This is a genomic window from Rhodanobacter umsongensis (assembly GCF_042654965.1).
Taxonomy (GTDB): Bacteria; Pseudomonadota; Gammaproteobacteria; order Xanthomonadales; family Rhodanobacteraceae; genus Rhodanobacter; species Rhodanobacter umsongensis.
In genome coordinates, this window is sequence record NZ_JBHSMK010000002.1 from 1,093,659 (window position 1) to 1,110,912 (window position 17,254).

At 67.0% G+C, this 17,254-nt stretch carries 7 protein-coding genes; 6 read left to right on the forward strand and 1 reads right to left on the reverse strand.

Annotation, left to right across the window (positions count from 1 at the left end; translation table 11 throughout):
- Positions 1-23: 23 nt before the first annotated feature.
- Positions 24-4,136, reverse strand: coding sequence for an ATP-dependent RNA helicase HrpA (gene hrpA / locus ACFPME_RS05270; RefSeq protein WP_377302730.1), 4,113 nt, complete (start codon positions 4,134-4,136; stop codon positions 24-26).
- A 186-nt stretch (positions 4,137-4,322) separates the two neighbouring features.
- Here hrpA and ACFPME_RS05275 point away from each other — a divergent pair, with 186 nt between their 5' ends.
- The 6 genes from ACFPME_RS05275 to ACFPME_RS05300 all read left to right on the forward strand — a co-directional run bounded on the left by ACFPME_RS05275 (position 4,323) and on the right by ACFPME_RS05300 (position 16,818).
- Positions 4,323-4,790 carry a Dps family protein gene (locus ACFPME_RS05275; protein WP_377302732.1) on the forward strand — a complete coding sequence of 156 codons (468 nt, stop codon included), beginning with the start codon at positions 4,323-4,325 and terminating at the stop codon, positions 4,788-4,790.
- A 619-nt stretch (positions 4,791-5,409) separates the two neighbouring features.
- Positions 5,410-8,013: a glycosyltransferase gene (locus ACFPME_RS05280; protein WP_377302734.1), complete on the forward strand. Its 2,604-nt coding sequence runs from the start codon at positions 5,410-5,412 to the stop codon at positions 8,011-8,013.
- Positions 8,014-8,089: 76 nt separating this feature from the next.
- Positions 8,090-8,971 carry a methyltransferase domain-containing protein gene (locus ACFPME_RS05285; RefSeq protein WP_377302736.1) on the forward strand — a complete coding sequence of 294 codons (882 nt, stop codon included), beginning with the start codon at positions 8,090-8,092 and terminating at the stop codon, positions 8,969-8,971.
- Positions 8,972-9,089: 118 nt separating this feature from the next.
- Positions 9,090-10,877, forward strand: a complete 1,788-nt coding sequence (locus tag ACFPME_RS05290; RefSeq protein ID WP_377302738.1) for an autotransporter assembly complex protein TamA — start codon at positions 9,090-9,092, stop codon at positions 10,875-10,877.
- A 1-nt stretch (position 10,878) separates the two neighbouring features.
- Positions 10,879-14,667 (forward strand): translocation/assembly module TamB domain-containing protein, encoded by a 3,789-nt coding sequence (locus ACFPME_RS05295; protein ID WP_377302740.1) that lies wholly within the window; start codon positions 10,879-10,881, stop codon positions 14,665-14,667.
- A 99-nt stretch (positions 14,668-14,766) separates the two neighbouring features.
- On the forward strand, positions 14,767-16,818 hold the full coding sequence (locus ACFPME_RS05300) for a M13 family metallopeptidase (RefSeq protein WP_377302742.1): 2,052 nt from the start codon (positions 14,767-14,769) through the stop codon (positions 16,816-16,818).
- Positions 16,819-17,254 lie beyond the last annotated feature (436 nt).

Genomic DNA, 17,254 nt, shown 5'->3' on the forward strand with positions numbered 1-17,254 from the left:
CGGCAGCCTGCACGCCATCGTGCTCAACCCAGCGTGGCCAGCGCCTTCGCCAACCGCTTGGCCGACACCGGTTCGGCGGTCTTCAGCTCCTGCGCGAACAGCGACACGCGCCACTCCTCGATCAGCCAGCGCAGCTCGGCCAGATCCGTCGCGTCGGCGCCGGCGGCGCGGTGCTGCAGGTACGCACGCCAGTACGGCATGACCTGCAGCATCCGCTGCTGATCCTTCGCCGGATCCTGGCGCAGCCGCTCGCCGCGCAGGCGCATCGCCTTCAGGTAACGCGGGTAATGCGCCAGTCGTGCCGCCGGCAGTTCGCGCAGGAAGCCCGGCGTCAGCAAGGCGTCGAACTGTTCGCGCAGGTCGTCGTAACTGGCACGAGCGAAACCCATCAGGGGCGGCTGCAGCCACGGCTTCAATTCGGCTTGCGCTTCGACGATCGGCTCGGCCAGCTTCAGTCGCTCGACGCCGGCGCCGAACAGCTCGCGCGACAACTGCGCGCGCAGCTTTTCGAATGCGCCGGACGTGCGCACGTCGAGCTCATGCTGTTCCAGCAGGTCGCTGAAGCCGCCTTCGAGCAGGTCCTCGCGCAAGCCATCCACGCCGCCGAGCGGCGCGTACTTCAGTGCCAGCGCATTGCCGATCGGCAGGCGCCGACGCGCCTGCTTGGTGTCGCTGGCCAGCGCGTTGCGCAGCAGCCGCACCACGCCTTGCCGATGCGCCGCGCGCGCTTCGTCGCTGCGCTCGAACACACGCAACGCCACCGTCTCGCCCAGGTCGACCAGCGCCGGGAATGCCATCAGGCCGGCCTCGGAACGCACCTGGGCGGGGATCTCCTCGAAATCCCAGCTGGTCACGTCCTCGCGGGTCAGCTCGATGTCGGTCTTGCGCGAGAATGCCTCGCGCGCCTGGCCCTCCCATTGTCCGCGCAACGCGGCCAGGTCGCGGCCGCTGGCCAGTATCTCGCCGCGCTCGTCGTGCAGCCGATAGCGCATCAGGAAGTGTGGTGGCAGTTCGATGGCAGAAAATTCCGACGCGGCAATGTCGACACCGGTGGCGCGCTTCAGGAACGCGGCCAGCGCCTTCGCCAGCGGCTCGTCGCGGGGCGGCTCGGCCTCGACGAAGGCCCGCGCGAAATCCGGCGCCGGCACGAAGTTGCGACGCAGTGCCTTGGGCAGGCCGCGGATCAACTCGGCCACCTTGTCGCCCAGCAGGCCGGGCACCAGCCATTCGCAGCGTGCGGGCGGCAGCGCGTTCAGCATCGCCAGCGGCAGGTGCAGGGTGACGCCGTCGGCTTCGTCGCCGGGCACGAAGCGGTATTCGAGCTTGTAGCGCTGTGGCCGCTCCTGCGCATCCGGCCATTGCTTCGTGCATGGCTCTGCCTCCGGCATCCCTGCCGTCGCCCGTGCGCGCGGCACTCGGCCATCCATGGCCAGCGGCGGAATATCGAGTGTTGCGGGATACGCCTTCGCATCCAGCCCCGCGCCACCGACCAGCACATCGCCCAGCGACCAGCGCAGCGCGGCCTGCTCTGCCGGGCGCGCCTTGCGGTACCACGCATCCAGCGCGCGGCTGCTGGCGATGTCCTCGGGCAGCTTGCCCTCGAAGAACGCGACCAGATCATCCTCATGGCGGACCAGGCCCTCCCGACGCTGCCTCGCCTCGATGCCCAGCGCCTCTTCCAGCACGCGCTGGTTGGCGCGCACGAAATCCGCCTTGCTCTCGACGTCACCCCGCACGAGTGCCTCGCGCAGGAAGATCGCGTGAGCCAGGGCGGGATCCTGTTGCTGGAACGTGACCGGCCGCTTCTCGACCAGCACCAGGCCGAACAGGCTGACCTGCTCGTATGCGACCACGCAGCCGCGCTTCTTCGACCAGTGCGCGTCGCGGCAGCTCGTGCGCAGCAGGTGCGCCGCCTGCTGCTCGATCCACAGCGGCTCGACGCGCGCATTCGCCATGCCCCACACGCGCCCGCCCACGTCGAGGATCTGCGCGGAGAAGATCCAGTTCGGCGGCGCCTTGGACAAGGCCGAGCCGGGAAATACGTGGAACTTGCGCTCGCGCGTGCTCTGGTAGACACCCTTCTCGTCCTTGCGCCCGACCTGGGTGGGCAAGCCGGCCAGCAGGGAGCGATGGATGTTCTCGTAGGCAAGATCGGGAACAGGGAACGGGGAACCCGGAACAGGGAGTTGCGCGCTGCCGGATGCGCTGCGCTTTCCAATCAAACCACCGCCCTCGCCAGAGCCAGGAATCGCAGGTTGCCGGACAATCGGTGTCCCCCGCTCCCCGCTCCCCGCTCCCCAAATCTCATGCACCACCAGCAGCAGCTGCCGATGCAGCTCGCGCCATTCGCGCATGCGCATGAAGCTCAGAAAATGGCGCGAACACCAGTCGCGCAGCTTCGACTGGGTCAGCTCCTCGTGCGCATCGTGATAGGCGCGCCACAGGTTCAGCACGCCGACGAAGTCGGATTTCGGATCGGCGAACACGGCATGCGCGGCGTCGGCCTGCTGGCGCGCCTCCGACGGACGCTCGCGCGGATCCTGGATGCTCAGGAACGACACGATGGTGAGCAGCTCGCGCAGCGAATGCAGCTTCTCGCCCTCGACCAGCATGCGCGCCAGCTGCACGTCGATCGGCAGCCGCGCCAGCGTGCGGCCGATCGCGGTGAGCTTGCGCGCGTCGTCGATCGCCGAGATTTCGGCGAGGCGGCGGTAGCCGTCCGCCACCACGCGCGGGTCCGGCGCCTCCAGGAACGGAAACGCCTCCACGTCGCCCAGCTGCAGCGCCAGCATGCGCAGGATCACGTTGGCCAGCGACGAGCGCAGCAATTCCGGATCGGTGAACGCGGCGCGACCGGCGAAGTCGGCCTCGTCGTACAGGCGATAGCAGATGCCCGGCCCCACGCGTCCGCAACGGCCTTTGCGCTGATCGGCGGCCGCCTGCGAGATCGGCTCCACATGCAGCCGCTCGAGCTGGCTGCGCTGGCTGTAGCGCTTTACGCGCGCGGTGCCGGTGTCGATCACGTAGCGGATCCGCGGCACGGTCAGCGAGGTCTCGGCCACGTTGGTCGCCAGCACCACGCGGCGCTTGATGCCGGGCTTGAACACGCGATCCTGGTCGCCGGCGGACAGCCGCGCGTACAGCGGCATGATTTCGGTCTCGCGATACTGGCGGCGCGACAGCAGCTGATGCGCATCGCGGATTTCGCGCTCGCCGGGCAAAAAGATCAGCACGTCGCCGCGCGGATCGTCGTGGCTGATTTCATCGAGCACGGCGGCGATGTGTTCGGCGCTGCCCTGCTGCATGTCCCTGCTGCGGCCCTGCCGTACGGCGATCTCGTCCAGCGAGCGCCAGCGCAGTTCGACCGGATACGCGCGCCCTTCCACTTCCACCACCGGCGCGCCGTCGAAATGGCCGGCGAAGCGCGCGGTGTCGATCGTGGCGGAGGTGACGATGATCTTCAGCTCGGGGCGCTTCGCCGCCAACTGCTTCAGATAGCCGAGCAGGAAGTCGATGTTGAGGCTGCGCTCGTGCGCCTCGTCGATGATGATGGTGTCGTAGGCAGAGAGCCAGGGATCGCCCTGCGTCTCGGCGAGCAGGATGCCGTCGGTCATGAACTTGACCAGGCTGCGCTCGGATACCTGGTCGTTGAAGCGCACCTGGAAGCCGACGATGTCGCCGACCTGTGTGCCCAGCTCCTCGGCGACCCGGCGCGCGACCGAGCGCGCGGCCAGCCTTCGCGGCTGGGTGCAGCCGATCATGCCGGCCTCGCCGCGACCGGCGGCCAGGCACAGCTTGGGCAACTGGGTGGTCTTGCCCGAGCCGGTCTCGCCGGCGATCACCACCACCTGGTGCGCGCGGATCAGCCGGATGATGTCTTCGCCGCGCGCGCTGATCGGCAGCGAATCGTCCAGGCTGATCGCCGGCTTCGCGGCGACGCGTGCCCGGCGCTGCGCCGCCGAGCGCTCGATATCCGCGATCAATGCCGCCAGCTTGCGCTCATCGAACCGGCGCGACAGCGTGCGCCAACGACCCAGCAGGCGGCCGAAATCGCGGCTGGAAACCAGCTCCAGTTGCCCGTGCAGTTGGCGCAGGCGGGGGTCGGTAGCGGGATGGGGGAGGCGGGCGTCGTTCATCGGACCGCACATGATAGCCGTTGCCGGGTCGGCCCCGTGGCCGCATGGGCCGCATGGGTCGCACCTGTCGAGGGTGAGCGGGCTGATAGCCCCCGGCTATCGGCCGCATCGGCAGGATTCATTTCCACGCACCCGGTCGAACGGCTACTGTCGCTCCAACGCACCATCACCCGAAAGGAGCAGCACATGGCCATTTCCATCGGTATCGCCAGGAAGGATCGCGAAGCCGTCGCCAAGCATCTGTCCAAGCTGCTGGCCGACACTTATTCGCTGTACCTGAAGACCCACAGCTTCCACTGGAACGTCACCGGGCCGCAGTTCAACAGCCTGCACCTCATGTTCGAGACCCAGTACAACGAACTGTGGCTGGCCGCCGACCAGGTGGCCGAGCGCATCCGCACGCTCGACGTGTTCGCGCCGGGCTCGTACAGCCAGTTCGGCAAGCTCACCTCGATCAAGGAGGAAGCCGGCGTGCCGGAATGGAAGGAGATGGTGGGCCAGCTGGTCGAGGGACATGAAGTCGCCGCCGCCACCGCGCGCGCCACCATCAAGGCCGCCGACGCCGCCGGCGACCAGGGCACCGCGGACCTGGCCACAGGGCGCCTGATGGAGCACGAGAAGACGGCGTGGATGTTGCGCTCCCTGCTCAAGTAAGCCGCACCGATGCGCGTCAAGGAAAACCCGCGACTTGCGGGTTTTTTTTGGCATTCCAGCACGGTCAAGCGGCCGCATCCGCATCCGCGCGTCAGCCCGGCGGGTGCGCAGCGGCCGGAATCCGCTCCATCCGGGCACGACCAGCCCGATTGGCACGGCCGGCAGCACATCCTCGTAGCCGTGTGCCACGGCATGCGCCGACACCGACACGCGGCCAGCGCCGGTGGGCCGGCCCAGCCCGGGCGGCAACAGGAGCGGCACCGCACGGACCCTGGCCAGCCAGCGGCCGGCCATCGGAGATCGCCGGCCGGCACCCGCCCGCCGGCGGCGGCCCCGCCACAGGCAAGGACCCAACCGGCGCACTCCCGGAGAATCAGCATCAGCCGCAGAAGGCGCCCGCCGGCGCGGCGACACGGCGCGGTTGCCGCCGGACAGCAGCCAGGCAGACTCACCGGGACCTCCGTTGGTGTTTCGCCGGAGCGATGAAGGGTGCCACCACGGCGCCGCTGCTGAGCTTGGGCTGACCGCCGGCGACGATCTTCATTGAGCCCGGCGCCCCGCATTGGTTAAGCTTCACAGGCTTTACCGCCTGTTGCGCAGGCTTTCGTCGGGAATTTTTTTGAGCGCCTCCGCAGCAAAGCACAACGGTCGGTATCCGCTGTTCACGGCAATCGTGCTGGCACTGATCGTGGCCGCAATGAATTTCGGGTTGTGGTGGTGGAGCAACCTGCCGCACGGTCCGGACGACTGGCACGGCAAGATCGGCGGTTTCGCGTTCTCGCCGTTCCAGCGTTATCAGGATCCGATCAAGCAGGACTATCCCAGCGACGACGAGGTCGATCGGGATCTCAAGTTCATCGCCAGGTACTCGGACCGCATCCGTACCTATTCGATGCAGGTCAACCCGCAAACGTATCGGCTGGCCGCCAAGGACGGCCTGGACGTGATGGCCGGCGCCGAGATCAGTCGGCGCATGGAGAACAACGAGAAGGAGATCGACACGCTGATCGCGAAGGCGCGTCGTTATCCCGACTCGATCAAGCGCGTGATCGTGGGCAACGAGGTGCTGTTCCGCAACGACCTCACGCCCGAACAGATGATGGTCTATCTCGATCGCGTACGTGCCGCCGTGCGTCAGCCGGTGTCGATCGCCGAGCCGGAATACATCTGGTTGAAGTATCCCGAGCTGGCCGATCACGTCGACTTCATCACCATCCACATCTTTCCGTTCTGGAACGGCATCCCGGTCGCCAACGGTGTGGCGCTGGGCGCCGCGCTGGGCTCGTACCAGACGTTGCAGCAGCGCTTTCCCTACAAGCACATCGTTGTCGGCGAGATCGGCTGGCCCTCCAATGGAGACCGCCACGAGCACGCCGATCCGTCGGTATCGAACGAGGCGATCTTCATCCGCGAGTGGCTGCTCGCGGCGAAGCAGCGCAACATCGACTACTACCTGATGGAAGCGTTCGACCAGCCCTGGAAGGAGCAGCTGTCGGGCCGCACCGAGGCATACTGGGGCATCTTCAACGCCGATCGCCAGCCGAAATTCCCGTTCACCGGCCCGGTGACCGAGGACACCGCCTGGCCGTGGAAGGCGATTGCCGCCAGCCTGCTGGCGCTGCTGCCGATGATCTTCTTCGCGCGCCGCTTCAGCCGCTTCAAGCTGATGGGGCGGCTGTTCTTCTGCATGCTGATCCAGCTCGCCTGCGGCCTGATCACCTGGTCGGCCACGCTGCCGTTCAATTTCTATCTCAGCTGGATCGACTGGACCATGCTGGTGCTGTTGTTCCCGGCGCAGATCGCGATCCTGGCGATCCTGCTGATCAACGGCTTCGAGTTCACCGAAGTGCTGTGGCGGCGCGAATGGATCCGTCACGCCGGCATGCTCACGCCCGACCCGCCGGAGAAACAGCCGTTCGTGTCGATCCACCTGGCCTGCTACAACGAGCCGCCGGAGATGGTGATCATCACGCTCGATTCGCTGGCGGCACTGGACTACGCCAACTACGAAGTGCTGGTGATCGACAACAACACCAAGGACCCAGCGGTGTGGCAGCCGGTGCAGGATTACTGCGAAAAGCTCGGCAAGCGCTTCCGCTTCTTCCATCTCGAACCGTGGCCCGGCTACAAGGCCGGCGCGCTGAACTTCGGCCTGAAGGAAACCGATCCGCAGGCCGACGTGGTGGCGGTGATCGATGCCGACTACGAAGTGCGCGCCGACTGGCTGGCCAGCCTCACCGGCTACTTCCACGACCCCAAGGTGGCCGTGGTGCAGTGCCCGCAGGCGCACCGCGAGTTCGAGCACAACACGTTCCGCCGGATGACCGCATGGGAGTACGACGGCTTCTTCCGCATCGGCATGCACCACCGCAACGAGCGCAACGCGATCATCCAGCACGGCACCATGACGATGGTCCGCCGCACCGCGCTGGAAGGCACTGGCGGCTGGTCGGAGTGGACGATCTGCGAGGACGCCGAGCTGGGCCTGCGCCTGATGCACTCCGGCTACGACCTGGTCTACGTCGATGAGCTGATGGGCAAGGGCCTGACTCCGGCCGACTTCAAGGCGTACAAGAGCCAGCGTTACCGCTGGGCCTTCGGCGCGATGCAGATCCTCAAGGGTCGCTGGAGCTGGATGACCAAGGCCGGGCCGCTGTCGGCCGGCCAGCGCTTCCACTTCCTCACCGGCTGGTTCAGCTGGTTCGCCGACGCGCTGCACCTGATCTTCACCCTGATGGCGCTGTTCTGGACCGCCGGCATGGTGGCCTACCCGCAATACTTCAGCCTTCCGATGCAGCTGTTCCTGATCCCGGTGATCGGCTTCTTCTTCGCCAAGGCGATCTTCGGCATCGTGCTGTACCGCGCCCGCGTGCCGTGCAGCTGGTACGACACGCTGATGGCCTCGCTGGCCAGCATGGGTCTGTCGCATGCGATCGCCCGAGGCATCCTGCACGGCCTGACCCGCGAGAAGACCTCGTTCGTCGTCACCGCGAAAAGCCGACGCCTGGGCGGCAGCAACTTCGCCGCCTTCGCGCCGGTGCGCGAGGAAGGGCTGATGGCGATCGCGCTGATGCTGTGCATCGTCGGCATGGCGTTGAACTACGGCACGCACTACATCGAGGGCACGCTGTGGATGTTCATCCTCGCCGCGCAGTCGATCCCCTATGTCTCTGCGGTGATCGGGGCGTGGATCGCCCACAAGGCGGGCGACAAGGCGGGCTGACGGCACGTATCCGGAGGAAGCGAGGGCAATCGACTGCCTCCGCATACGTTACTGATCCAGGATCAAGGAAAACCTGATGGCGCAGATCCGCTGGTTCCAGAACCAGGAGAGCTTCACCGTCGCAGCCAAAGGCATGCAGAAAGCGATCGCGCAATGGGACATTCCCATCGCCGAAGCGGCCTTCGTCAACGGCCATTGCCCGACATGCGATAGGCAGACGCTGTTCGAGGTCAACCCCGGCGCCATGTTCGCCGAGCGGCCCAACCTTCGTGAAGGCCTGCGCTGTTCCCACTGCAAGCTGACCGCGCGACAGCGCCTGATCATGCTGGCGATGCAGCAGGAAATAGACAGTCTGGCCAGTCCCTTGCGCGGCGCCATGCTCGAGCAGACCACACGACTGTATCGCGTGGCCCATGCACGATGGCGCTGGATTGTCGGTTCGGAATATCTCGGCGACGACCACGTCGGCGGCGGACAGTACTGGTGGTCAACCCATTGGTGGCGCTGGCGACATACGCGGCACGAATCGATCACCTCGTTCTCTTACGCCTCGCATTCGATCGACCTGCTTGCGCACAGCGACATACTTGAACATGTCTACGACACGAAACAGGCACTGCGGGAATGCTCTCGCATCCTTCGCAAGGGCGGCGTGATGCTGTTTACCGCACCGTTCTTTGCGGACAGGCACGACTCCATACTGCGCGGGCGCCTGCAGGACGACGGCCAGATCAAACACCTCGAGCCACCGGAATACCACGGCGACGGCATGGCGCGCGGCGGCATCTATACGTTCCACAATTTTGGTTGGGACTTTTTCGAGTTGCTGCGTGAATCGGGTTTCACCCGCGTCGAAATCGGCCTGTGTCATGCTCCTGACGAAGGTCTGACCTCGGCCGATCCGGCCGCTGAGCAACCATGGCGCATGCTGCCTCTGCTGTTCCGGGCGGTGAAATGATCGAGTCGCGGCGGGCTTGATGCATTGCCAACATCCGGGACGTTAATCTCGCGCTTGTATCAGCCTGCGCCGCGGCACAGGTCATGACTTGAATCGACCGAGGACGGGATCCCGCCGTATGCGCCGCCCCCACCGACGCCTGAACCTCGCCCACCGGGTTTTCGCCGTTTCTGCATTGCTGCTTCCGTTGTTGGCCCATGCCGGCGTGCAGCTGACCGTGGATGGCGTCGCGGATCCCTTGAAAGGCGCTGTCGTGGCCGGCGTCGAGCTGTCGCAGTACGCCACGCGCGATGTCAGTGACGCCCAGGTACGGCGGCTGTATGAGCGCGCTCCCGATCAGGTGAAGTCGGCGCTGGAGCCTTACGGCTACTACGAGGCCACGGCCACCGGCGATCTGCAGCAGGTCGGCAAGAACTGGCGGGTAACGCTGCACGTGAAACCGGGCGAGCCGGTGAAAGTCGCTGCGGTCGATGTGCAACTGGACCGGTCCGCTGCCGCCATCGCGCCGATCCGTCGCGCGCAGCGGGTGCTCGAGCACATGAAGGGCAAGACACTCGATCACGGCGCGTACGACAGCGCGCGCGACGCGTTGAGCGCGCAGCTCACCGCCAACGGCTTTCTCGATGCCCGGCTGCTCACCCATCGGGTCGAGGTGACCCGCGCCAACCGCAGCGCCACGATCAAGCTGGCCTGGCGGGCCGGCCCGCGCTATCGCTATGGCCGCGTGCATTTCGAGGGCTCGCAGTTCGACGAGGGCTTTCTGGATCGCTACGTGCCATTCCAGTCCGGCGACTATTTCTCGCAGGAGCAGCTGCTGGAACTTCAGCAGGCGTTGAACGGCGCGGATTATTTCGCGGTGGTCAACGTGCTGCCGGACGTGGACGAAGCAAGGAATGGCGTGATCGACGTCACCGTGCAGCTGGCGCCGGCCAAGCGCACGATCTACACCGGTGGCCCGTTCATTGGCACCGATACCGGCTTCGGCCTCCGCGGCGGCATGGAGCGGCGCTGGGTCAACCGGCGGGGACACAAGTGGAAGAACGAACTGGTCGTGGCGCAGCGATTGAAGACGCTGGCCACGCTGTACTCGATCCCGATGCCGGGCCCCAACCAGCGCAGCTTCAACTTCGGCGCGAATTTTCGCGACGCCAACACCGACACCTCGCAATCGCGCACGCTCGAACTGGTTGGCAATGAAGCGCGCCAGTGGCACGGCTGGGTCCGAACCCTTGGCGCACATGCGCTGTCCGGGACGTTCACCGTCGGCAAGCGCGGCAACGAACCGGACAGCACGCCAGGCATCGAACATGGCCGCAGCACGCTGGTGTTCGGCGAGGCCTCGCTGACGCGCAAGCAGGCCGACAATCCCAGCTTCGCGCGGCGCGGATGGTCGATCAGCCTTGCCGCCCGCAGCACCGCGGGGGGGCTGCTGTCCGACGCCAGCTTCAGCCAGGTCATCGCCGACGCGAAATGGATCCGCGCGTTCGGCGCACGGCAGCGCAATCGGCTGATTCTGCGCGGCAGCGCCGGCTACACCTGGACCAACGATTTCGCCGCGCTGCCACCGCAGCTGCGATTCTTCGCCGGCGGCGACCGTTCGATACGCGGCTACGGCTATCAGTCGATCGGCCCGCGCAATCGTGACGACCGCGTGATCGGCGGCACCAGCGTCCTGATCGCCAGTACCGAGGTCGAGCATTACTTCAACCGCAACTGGGGCATGGCTGCGTTCGTCGACACCGGCAATGCATTCAGCGGCACGGACTACCGGCCGAAGATCGGCGCCGGGCTGGGCGTACGCTGGCTGTCGCCGGTGGGCATGATCCGCGTCGATCTCGGCACGCCGATCCACGACAACCGCGCGCATGGCATCGAGCTGCACCTGGTGATCGGGCCGGACTTCTGAGATGACCACGACCACGACTATCGCTGCCACCCCCCGTCGCCTCGGCTGGTTGCGCTGGCTCGGCGGCGCGTTGCTGGTGGTGGTGGTGCTGCTCGCCATCACCACCGGCTGGCTGCTCGGCACCCGCTCCGGCCTGCGTTTTGCGCTGGCGCGGGTGCAGGCCGCCACCGATGGCGCGCTCAGCGTACGGGATGCCCAGGGTCGCCTGATCGGTCCGCTGGATCTGGCTGGCGTGCGCTACGACGACGGCAAGGGCACTGTCGCGAACGTGGCGAAGGCGCACCTGGACCTGCGCGTCTGGCCGCTGCTGGCCAAACGCGTGCACGTACTCGTGCTGGATCTCGATGGCGTCGAGGTGGCGTTGCCCAGGCCTGCGCCGGAACAGGCCGCCAGCCCGGGCGGCTTCTCGCTGCGGCTACCGGTCGAGCTGATCCTCGACCGCGTCCACGTCGGCACGGCGAAGGTGACCCGGGCCGGCCAGCCCTTGTTCGCCTCCAGCCGGCTCGACCTGGCCGGCAGCTGGACCCATGACGGCATCGAGCTCCGCCGGCTCGCCCTCCAGGCGCCGGCCGGCCACGTCGACCTTGCCGGCACGCTGGCGATCGGCAAGCATCATCAGGGCAACGGCAAGGCCGCATTCGCGTGGAGGGCCGGCGATGCGGACTATGCCGGCGAACTCGTCGCGCACAGCGACGGCAAACAGGCACACCTGGATCTCGCGCTCAGCTCGCCGACCATCGCGCAGCTGCAGCTGGATCTGCGCCCGAGCGGCGATTACGCCTGGACCGGCAAGCTCGATGTGCCGCGTTTCGACCCGAAACCGCTGCTCGGCGACAGCTCGCTGAAGGCGTTGTCGGTTTCCCTGCAGGGGCATGGCGACCGCTACGGCGGCGCGCTCGATGGCCGGATCGATCTCAACGACTACCAGCTGTTGCTGCGGCAGCTGCGCGCGCAGTTCAGCCACGACTTCAACACGCTGAGCGTGCAGCAGCTCGACCTCGGCTCGCCGCAGATCAAGGGCAGCGTCGCCGCCAGCGGCGTGGTGCAACTCGATGCGAAGCCGGTCAGCGCCCAGTTCGACATCCACTGGAATGATCTGCTGCTGCCGCAGCATCTGGCCGGCCAGGTACTGGCCAGCCGTGGCTCGCTCAAGGCCAGCGGCACGGCCGGCAACTACCACGCCGAAGGCGATGTCGAGATCGGGCCACCCGGCAAGCTGGCCAGGCTGGCGCTGAACCTCGACGGCAGCGCGCAGCGCATCGCCCTGCACACGCTGACGTTGAACCAGCCGCAAGGCGATGTGCAGGCGAGCGGCACGCTGACCCTGCAACCGGCCTTCGCGTGGCAAGCCGAGGCCCGTGCCCACCGATTCGATCCCGGCCAGCTCTTTGCCGGCTGGAACGGCGCACTGGACTTCGACATCGCCAGCCGCGGCACGCTGCCCAAGGCCGGCCCCGACGCCACGCTGGAGATCCGCAAGCTGGCCGGCAAGCTGCGCGACCGTACGGTCGGCGGCAACGGCACGCTGCACCTGTCATCGAACGAGGTGATCGATGGCCGGCTCGAACTCGCCTCGGGCGGCAGCATCGTGAAGCTGGATGCCAGGCCCGGCGCCGAGAACAATGCGGACCTGCAACTGTCGATCGCCTCGCTGGGCGACTGGCTGCCGAATGCTGGCGGCCGTCTGGACGGCCATTTCACTATCCGCGGCAGGCAGCCGAAGCTCAGCCTCAATGGTCGGCTGCATGGCCAGTCGCTGGCCTGGCAGCAACAGAAGGCGAACACGTTGCAACTGGTCGTCGGCCTGCCCGACCTCAGCCATCCGACCGGCAAGGTGGATCTGCAGACCAGCGACGTCCACCTGGATGGGCTGGCGTTCCGGCACGTCAGCCTGCTCGCCGAAGGCAGCCAGGGCGACCATCGGTTGAGCCTGGATGCGCGCGGCACCCAGCTCTCCGGCAAGCTGGCCCTGCACGGTGCGTTGCAGGGCTCGGCATGGAACGGCACGCTCGCCACCCTCGACCTGCAACCGCAGGGCATGCCCGGCTGGCGCCTGCAGCAGCCATCGCGGCTGAGCTACATCGACGGCGCGATGAGCCTGTCCGAACTCTGCCTCCGCGCCGGCGATCCGCAACTGTGCGTGACGGCGAAGCGGGACAAGCCCGGCAACCTCGACGCCAGCTATCGGCTGCATGCGCTGCCGCTGGCGCTGCTGCTGAACGCGGCCGCCGACGCCGACCTGCCGATGCGCGCCGACGGCACGCTGGAAGGCAACGGCAGAATTCGCCGCAGCGCCGCCGGCGCGCTCAGCGGCAACGCCTCGATCAGCTCGGCGCGCGGCAGCATCACCTACACCCATCAGGCGGATGCGCCGCTGTTGCGCTACGACCAGCTGAGCCTGAGCGCGGAACTCGCACCCGCCGGCCAGCGTATCGACGTGCACAGCGGCCTCGACGATGGCGGCCGTCTGGATGGCCGGATCACCATCAGCGGCGCGCAGCAGGCGCTGGGTGGCCAGCTCGATCTGCGCCTGAACAACCTCGCTTTCATCGAGCTGTTCAGTAGCGAAGTGGCGAACGTCAAAGGCCGCGTCGACGGCAGTTTCCGTTTTGCCGGCACCTTGAAGCAGCCGGCGATCACCGGCCAGGCCGACGTCCGCGAGCTGGCCGCCGAAGTGCCTTCGGCCGGACTCAGGCTGACCCGGGGCCGCCTCAGCGTCAGCACCGTCGACGCCCACCAGCTTCTCGTCAACGGCAACGTGCAGTCGGGCAAGGGCACGCTGGCGATCAACGGCAGCGTCGGCCTCGGCGCCGCCGCGAAGACCGCCATCACGCTCAAGGGCAGCCAGGTCACCGCCGCCGACATTCCCGCTGCGAAAGTGGTGATCTCGCCCGACCTGGTGGTGAAGCAGGACGCCGAAGGCATCGACATCAGCGGCGGCCTCGCCATCGACAGCGCCGAGGTGAATGCCGACAAGTTGCCCGGCGCCGGCGCTACCCAGGCTTCGCCCGATGTGGTGGTGGTCGATCAGAAGCAACAGGAACAGGCCGCCCGCAAACTGCCGGTCAGCGCGCAGGTCAGGGTCGATCTCGGCCGCCAGGCGCATATCATCGGCATGGGCCTGGACGGTCGCGTGAGCGGGCTGCTGACGGTCAGCGAACGCCCTGGCCGGGCGACCACCGGCCGGGGCCAGCTCGCGGTCGACGGCACCTATCGCGCCTACGGCCAGAGCCTGCAGATCCAGCGCGGCCAGCTGCTGTTCGCCAGCACGCCGATCGACAACCCCGGGCTGAACATCCGCGCCGTGCGCAAGCTCAACCCGAACGCCACCATCGACGAAGGGCAGGAAGTCGGTCTGCTGGTATCCGGCACCGCGCAGCGGCCGATCCTCACGGTGTTCTCCAATCCGGTGATGGAGCAGTCCGACGCGCTGTCCTACCTGATCACCGGCAAGCCGCTGTCCGAGGTGAAGGGTGGCGAGGGCAACATGGTCAGCGCCGCCGCGCAGGCGCTGGGTTCGGCCGCCGGCGACCTGCTGGCCAAGAGCGTGGGCTCGAAGCTCGGCCTCGACGACATCGGCGTCTCCAGCAACGAGGCGCTTGGCGGCGGCTCGGCGTTCACCGTCGGCAAGTACCTGTCGCCGCGGCTGTACCTCAGCTACGGCGTGGGCCTGTTCGAGCCGGGGGAGGTGATCACGCTGCGCTACCGGCTGGGCAGGCGCTGGAACTTCGAAGCGCAGCAGGCCACCGACTTCAGCCGCGCCAGCTTCAATTACCGCATCGAAAAGTAGCGTCGCGGCAACGAAGGCCTGCCGCCTAGTCCATAGGTCATGCACACACGGCCGGCAGGGCGGACTATCGTGGGCGCCTCCCAAGGCAGAGGAACGACCATGCAGCGCATGCGATGGGTACTGACGGCGGCAATCCTGTGCGGTCCGGCGGCATGGGCGGCGACGCCGGCCAACCCGCCTACCGGCATCGACCTGGCCGGGATCGACCACGGCGTGAAACCGGGCGACGACTTCGACGGCTACGCCAACGGCAACTGGCGCAAGACCGCGGTGATCCCGGCCGACCGCGCCAGCACCGGCATCTTCCTGCAGGTGTTCCAGAAAGCCGAGCGGCGCAACGCCGAACTGATCAAGGCCGCTGCGGCGTCGAACGCGCCCGCCGGCTCCAACGAGCGCAAGATCGCCGACTACTACGCCGCGTTCATGGATCAGGCCGGCATCGCCAAGCATGGCCTGAGCCCGCTCAAGCCGGAACTCGCCAGCATCGACGCGATCAAGACGCCGGCCGATCTCGCCGGCGTGCTGGGCAGCCAGCTGCGCGCCGACGTCGATCCGGTCAACGCAACCAACTTCAGCACCGAACACCTGTTCGGCCTGTTCGTCACGCAGGGGCTGGCAGATTCCGCGCACAACGTCGCCTACCTGCTGCAGGGTGGCCTCGGCATGCCCAACCGCGACTATTACCTGGCCACCGACAAGGACATGGCCGGCATCCGCGCCAAGTATCAGGCCTACATCGCCGCCCAGCTGAAGAACGCCGGCATCGCCGGTGCGGACGCCAAGGCGAAGGCCGTGTTCGAGCTGGAGATGAAGATCGCCAAGGTGCAGGAGAGCCTGGTCGAGAGCGAGGACGTGCACAAGGCCAACAACCCCTGGAACACCAGCGACTTCGCCAGCAAGGCGCCGGGCCTGGACTGGCCCGCCTACCTGCACGCCGCCGGCATCGACACGCAGAAGCAAATCACCGTGTGGCAGCCGAGCGCGATCAAGGGAATCTCCGCACTGGTCGCCAGCGAACCGCTGGACACCTGGAAAGCCTTCCTCGCCTTCCACACCATCAACCATAGCGCCGGCCTGCTGCCGCCGGCCTTCGCCGACGCCAGTTTCGAGTTCTACGGCCACACGCTGCAGGGCACGCCGAAGCAGCGTGACCGCTGGAAGCGCGCACTCGGCGCGGTCAACAACGACCTCGGCGACGCGGTCGGCCAGATCTACGTGAAGAAGTACTTCCCGGCCTCGTCCAAGGCGCAGGTGAAGCAGATGGTCGACAACATCCTCGCCGCCTTCAACGACCGCGTCGACCAGCTCGACTGGATGACTCCGGCGACCAAGCAGAAGGCCAAGGCGAAGATCGCCACTGTCCGCGTTGGCGTCGGCTATCCGGAAACCTGGCGTGACTATTCCGACCTCGAGATCCGCCGCGACGATCCGGTCGGCAACCGCCTGCGCGCCGAGCAGCACGAGTACCGGCACCAGCTGGCCAAGCTCGGCCAGCCGATCGACAAGGGCGAGTGGTGGATGACGCCGCAGACCGTCAATGCGGTGAACCTGCCGCTGCAGAATGCACTGAACTTCCCCGCCGCGATCCTCGAAGCACCGTTCTTCGATCCAAAGGCCGATGCGGCGTCGAACTACGGTTCGATCGGCGCGGTGATCGGCCACGAGATCAGCCACAGCTTCGACAACACCGGCGCCGAATTCGATGCCGAAGGCCGCCTGGCCAACTGGTGGACGCCGGAAGACCAGGCCCACTTCAAGGCCACCGGCCAGAAGCTGGTCGAGCAGTACAACGCCTACGAGCCGCTGCCCGGCCTGCACATCAACGGCCAGCAGACGCTGGGCGAGAACATCGCCGACGTGTCGGGCCTCACCATCGCCTGGATCGCGTATCACAAGTCGCTCGACGGCAAGCCCGCGCCGGTGATCGACGGGCTCACCGGCGACCAGCGTTTCTTCCTCGCCTTCGCCCAGTCGTGGCGCAGCAAGACCCGCCCTGCCGCCCTGCGCGCCCAGGTGATCGGTGACGGCCACGCTCCCGGCAGCTTCCGCGCACAGACCGTACGCAATCTCGACGCCTGGTACGACGCGTTCTCGCCGACGCCGGGCCAGAAGCTGTACCTGGCGCCGAAGGACCGTGTGAAGATCTGGTAGGGAGTCCGGGTGTGCGAAACACGAAGGGCCGTGCGTGAGCGCGGCCCTTCTGCGTGAATCGGAACAGCTGCCGGAGCGGCCGTCAGCGGATATCCACTTTTCTCGGGAGTGCAGCGCTTGAGTAAGTGCCATTCAGCAAAAAAGTGTCGGGGATGACCTGATCGCCCCGTCGTGGATGATCGTGCACCTCCATTCGACCCTGAACTCGAAGCAGCACCTACAAGAGACGCTGGGCGCGGTGAAGGCGCTCGGGAAGCAGGGGTCTCCCGGCAAAGCCGGAAGCTTTGCGGCCGCCGCCACTCCAAAGGGGCCGGCCCGCAACCGGTGAAGATCATCGGCCGATGCAACGCAATGCGGGGCGAAATCCCCCCGAACCTTTGAACTTGGGGAGCCTCGGCGGAGCCGGGGAGTTTCCCTCGGTGAATCATGCCTCGCC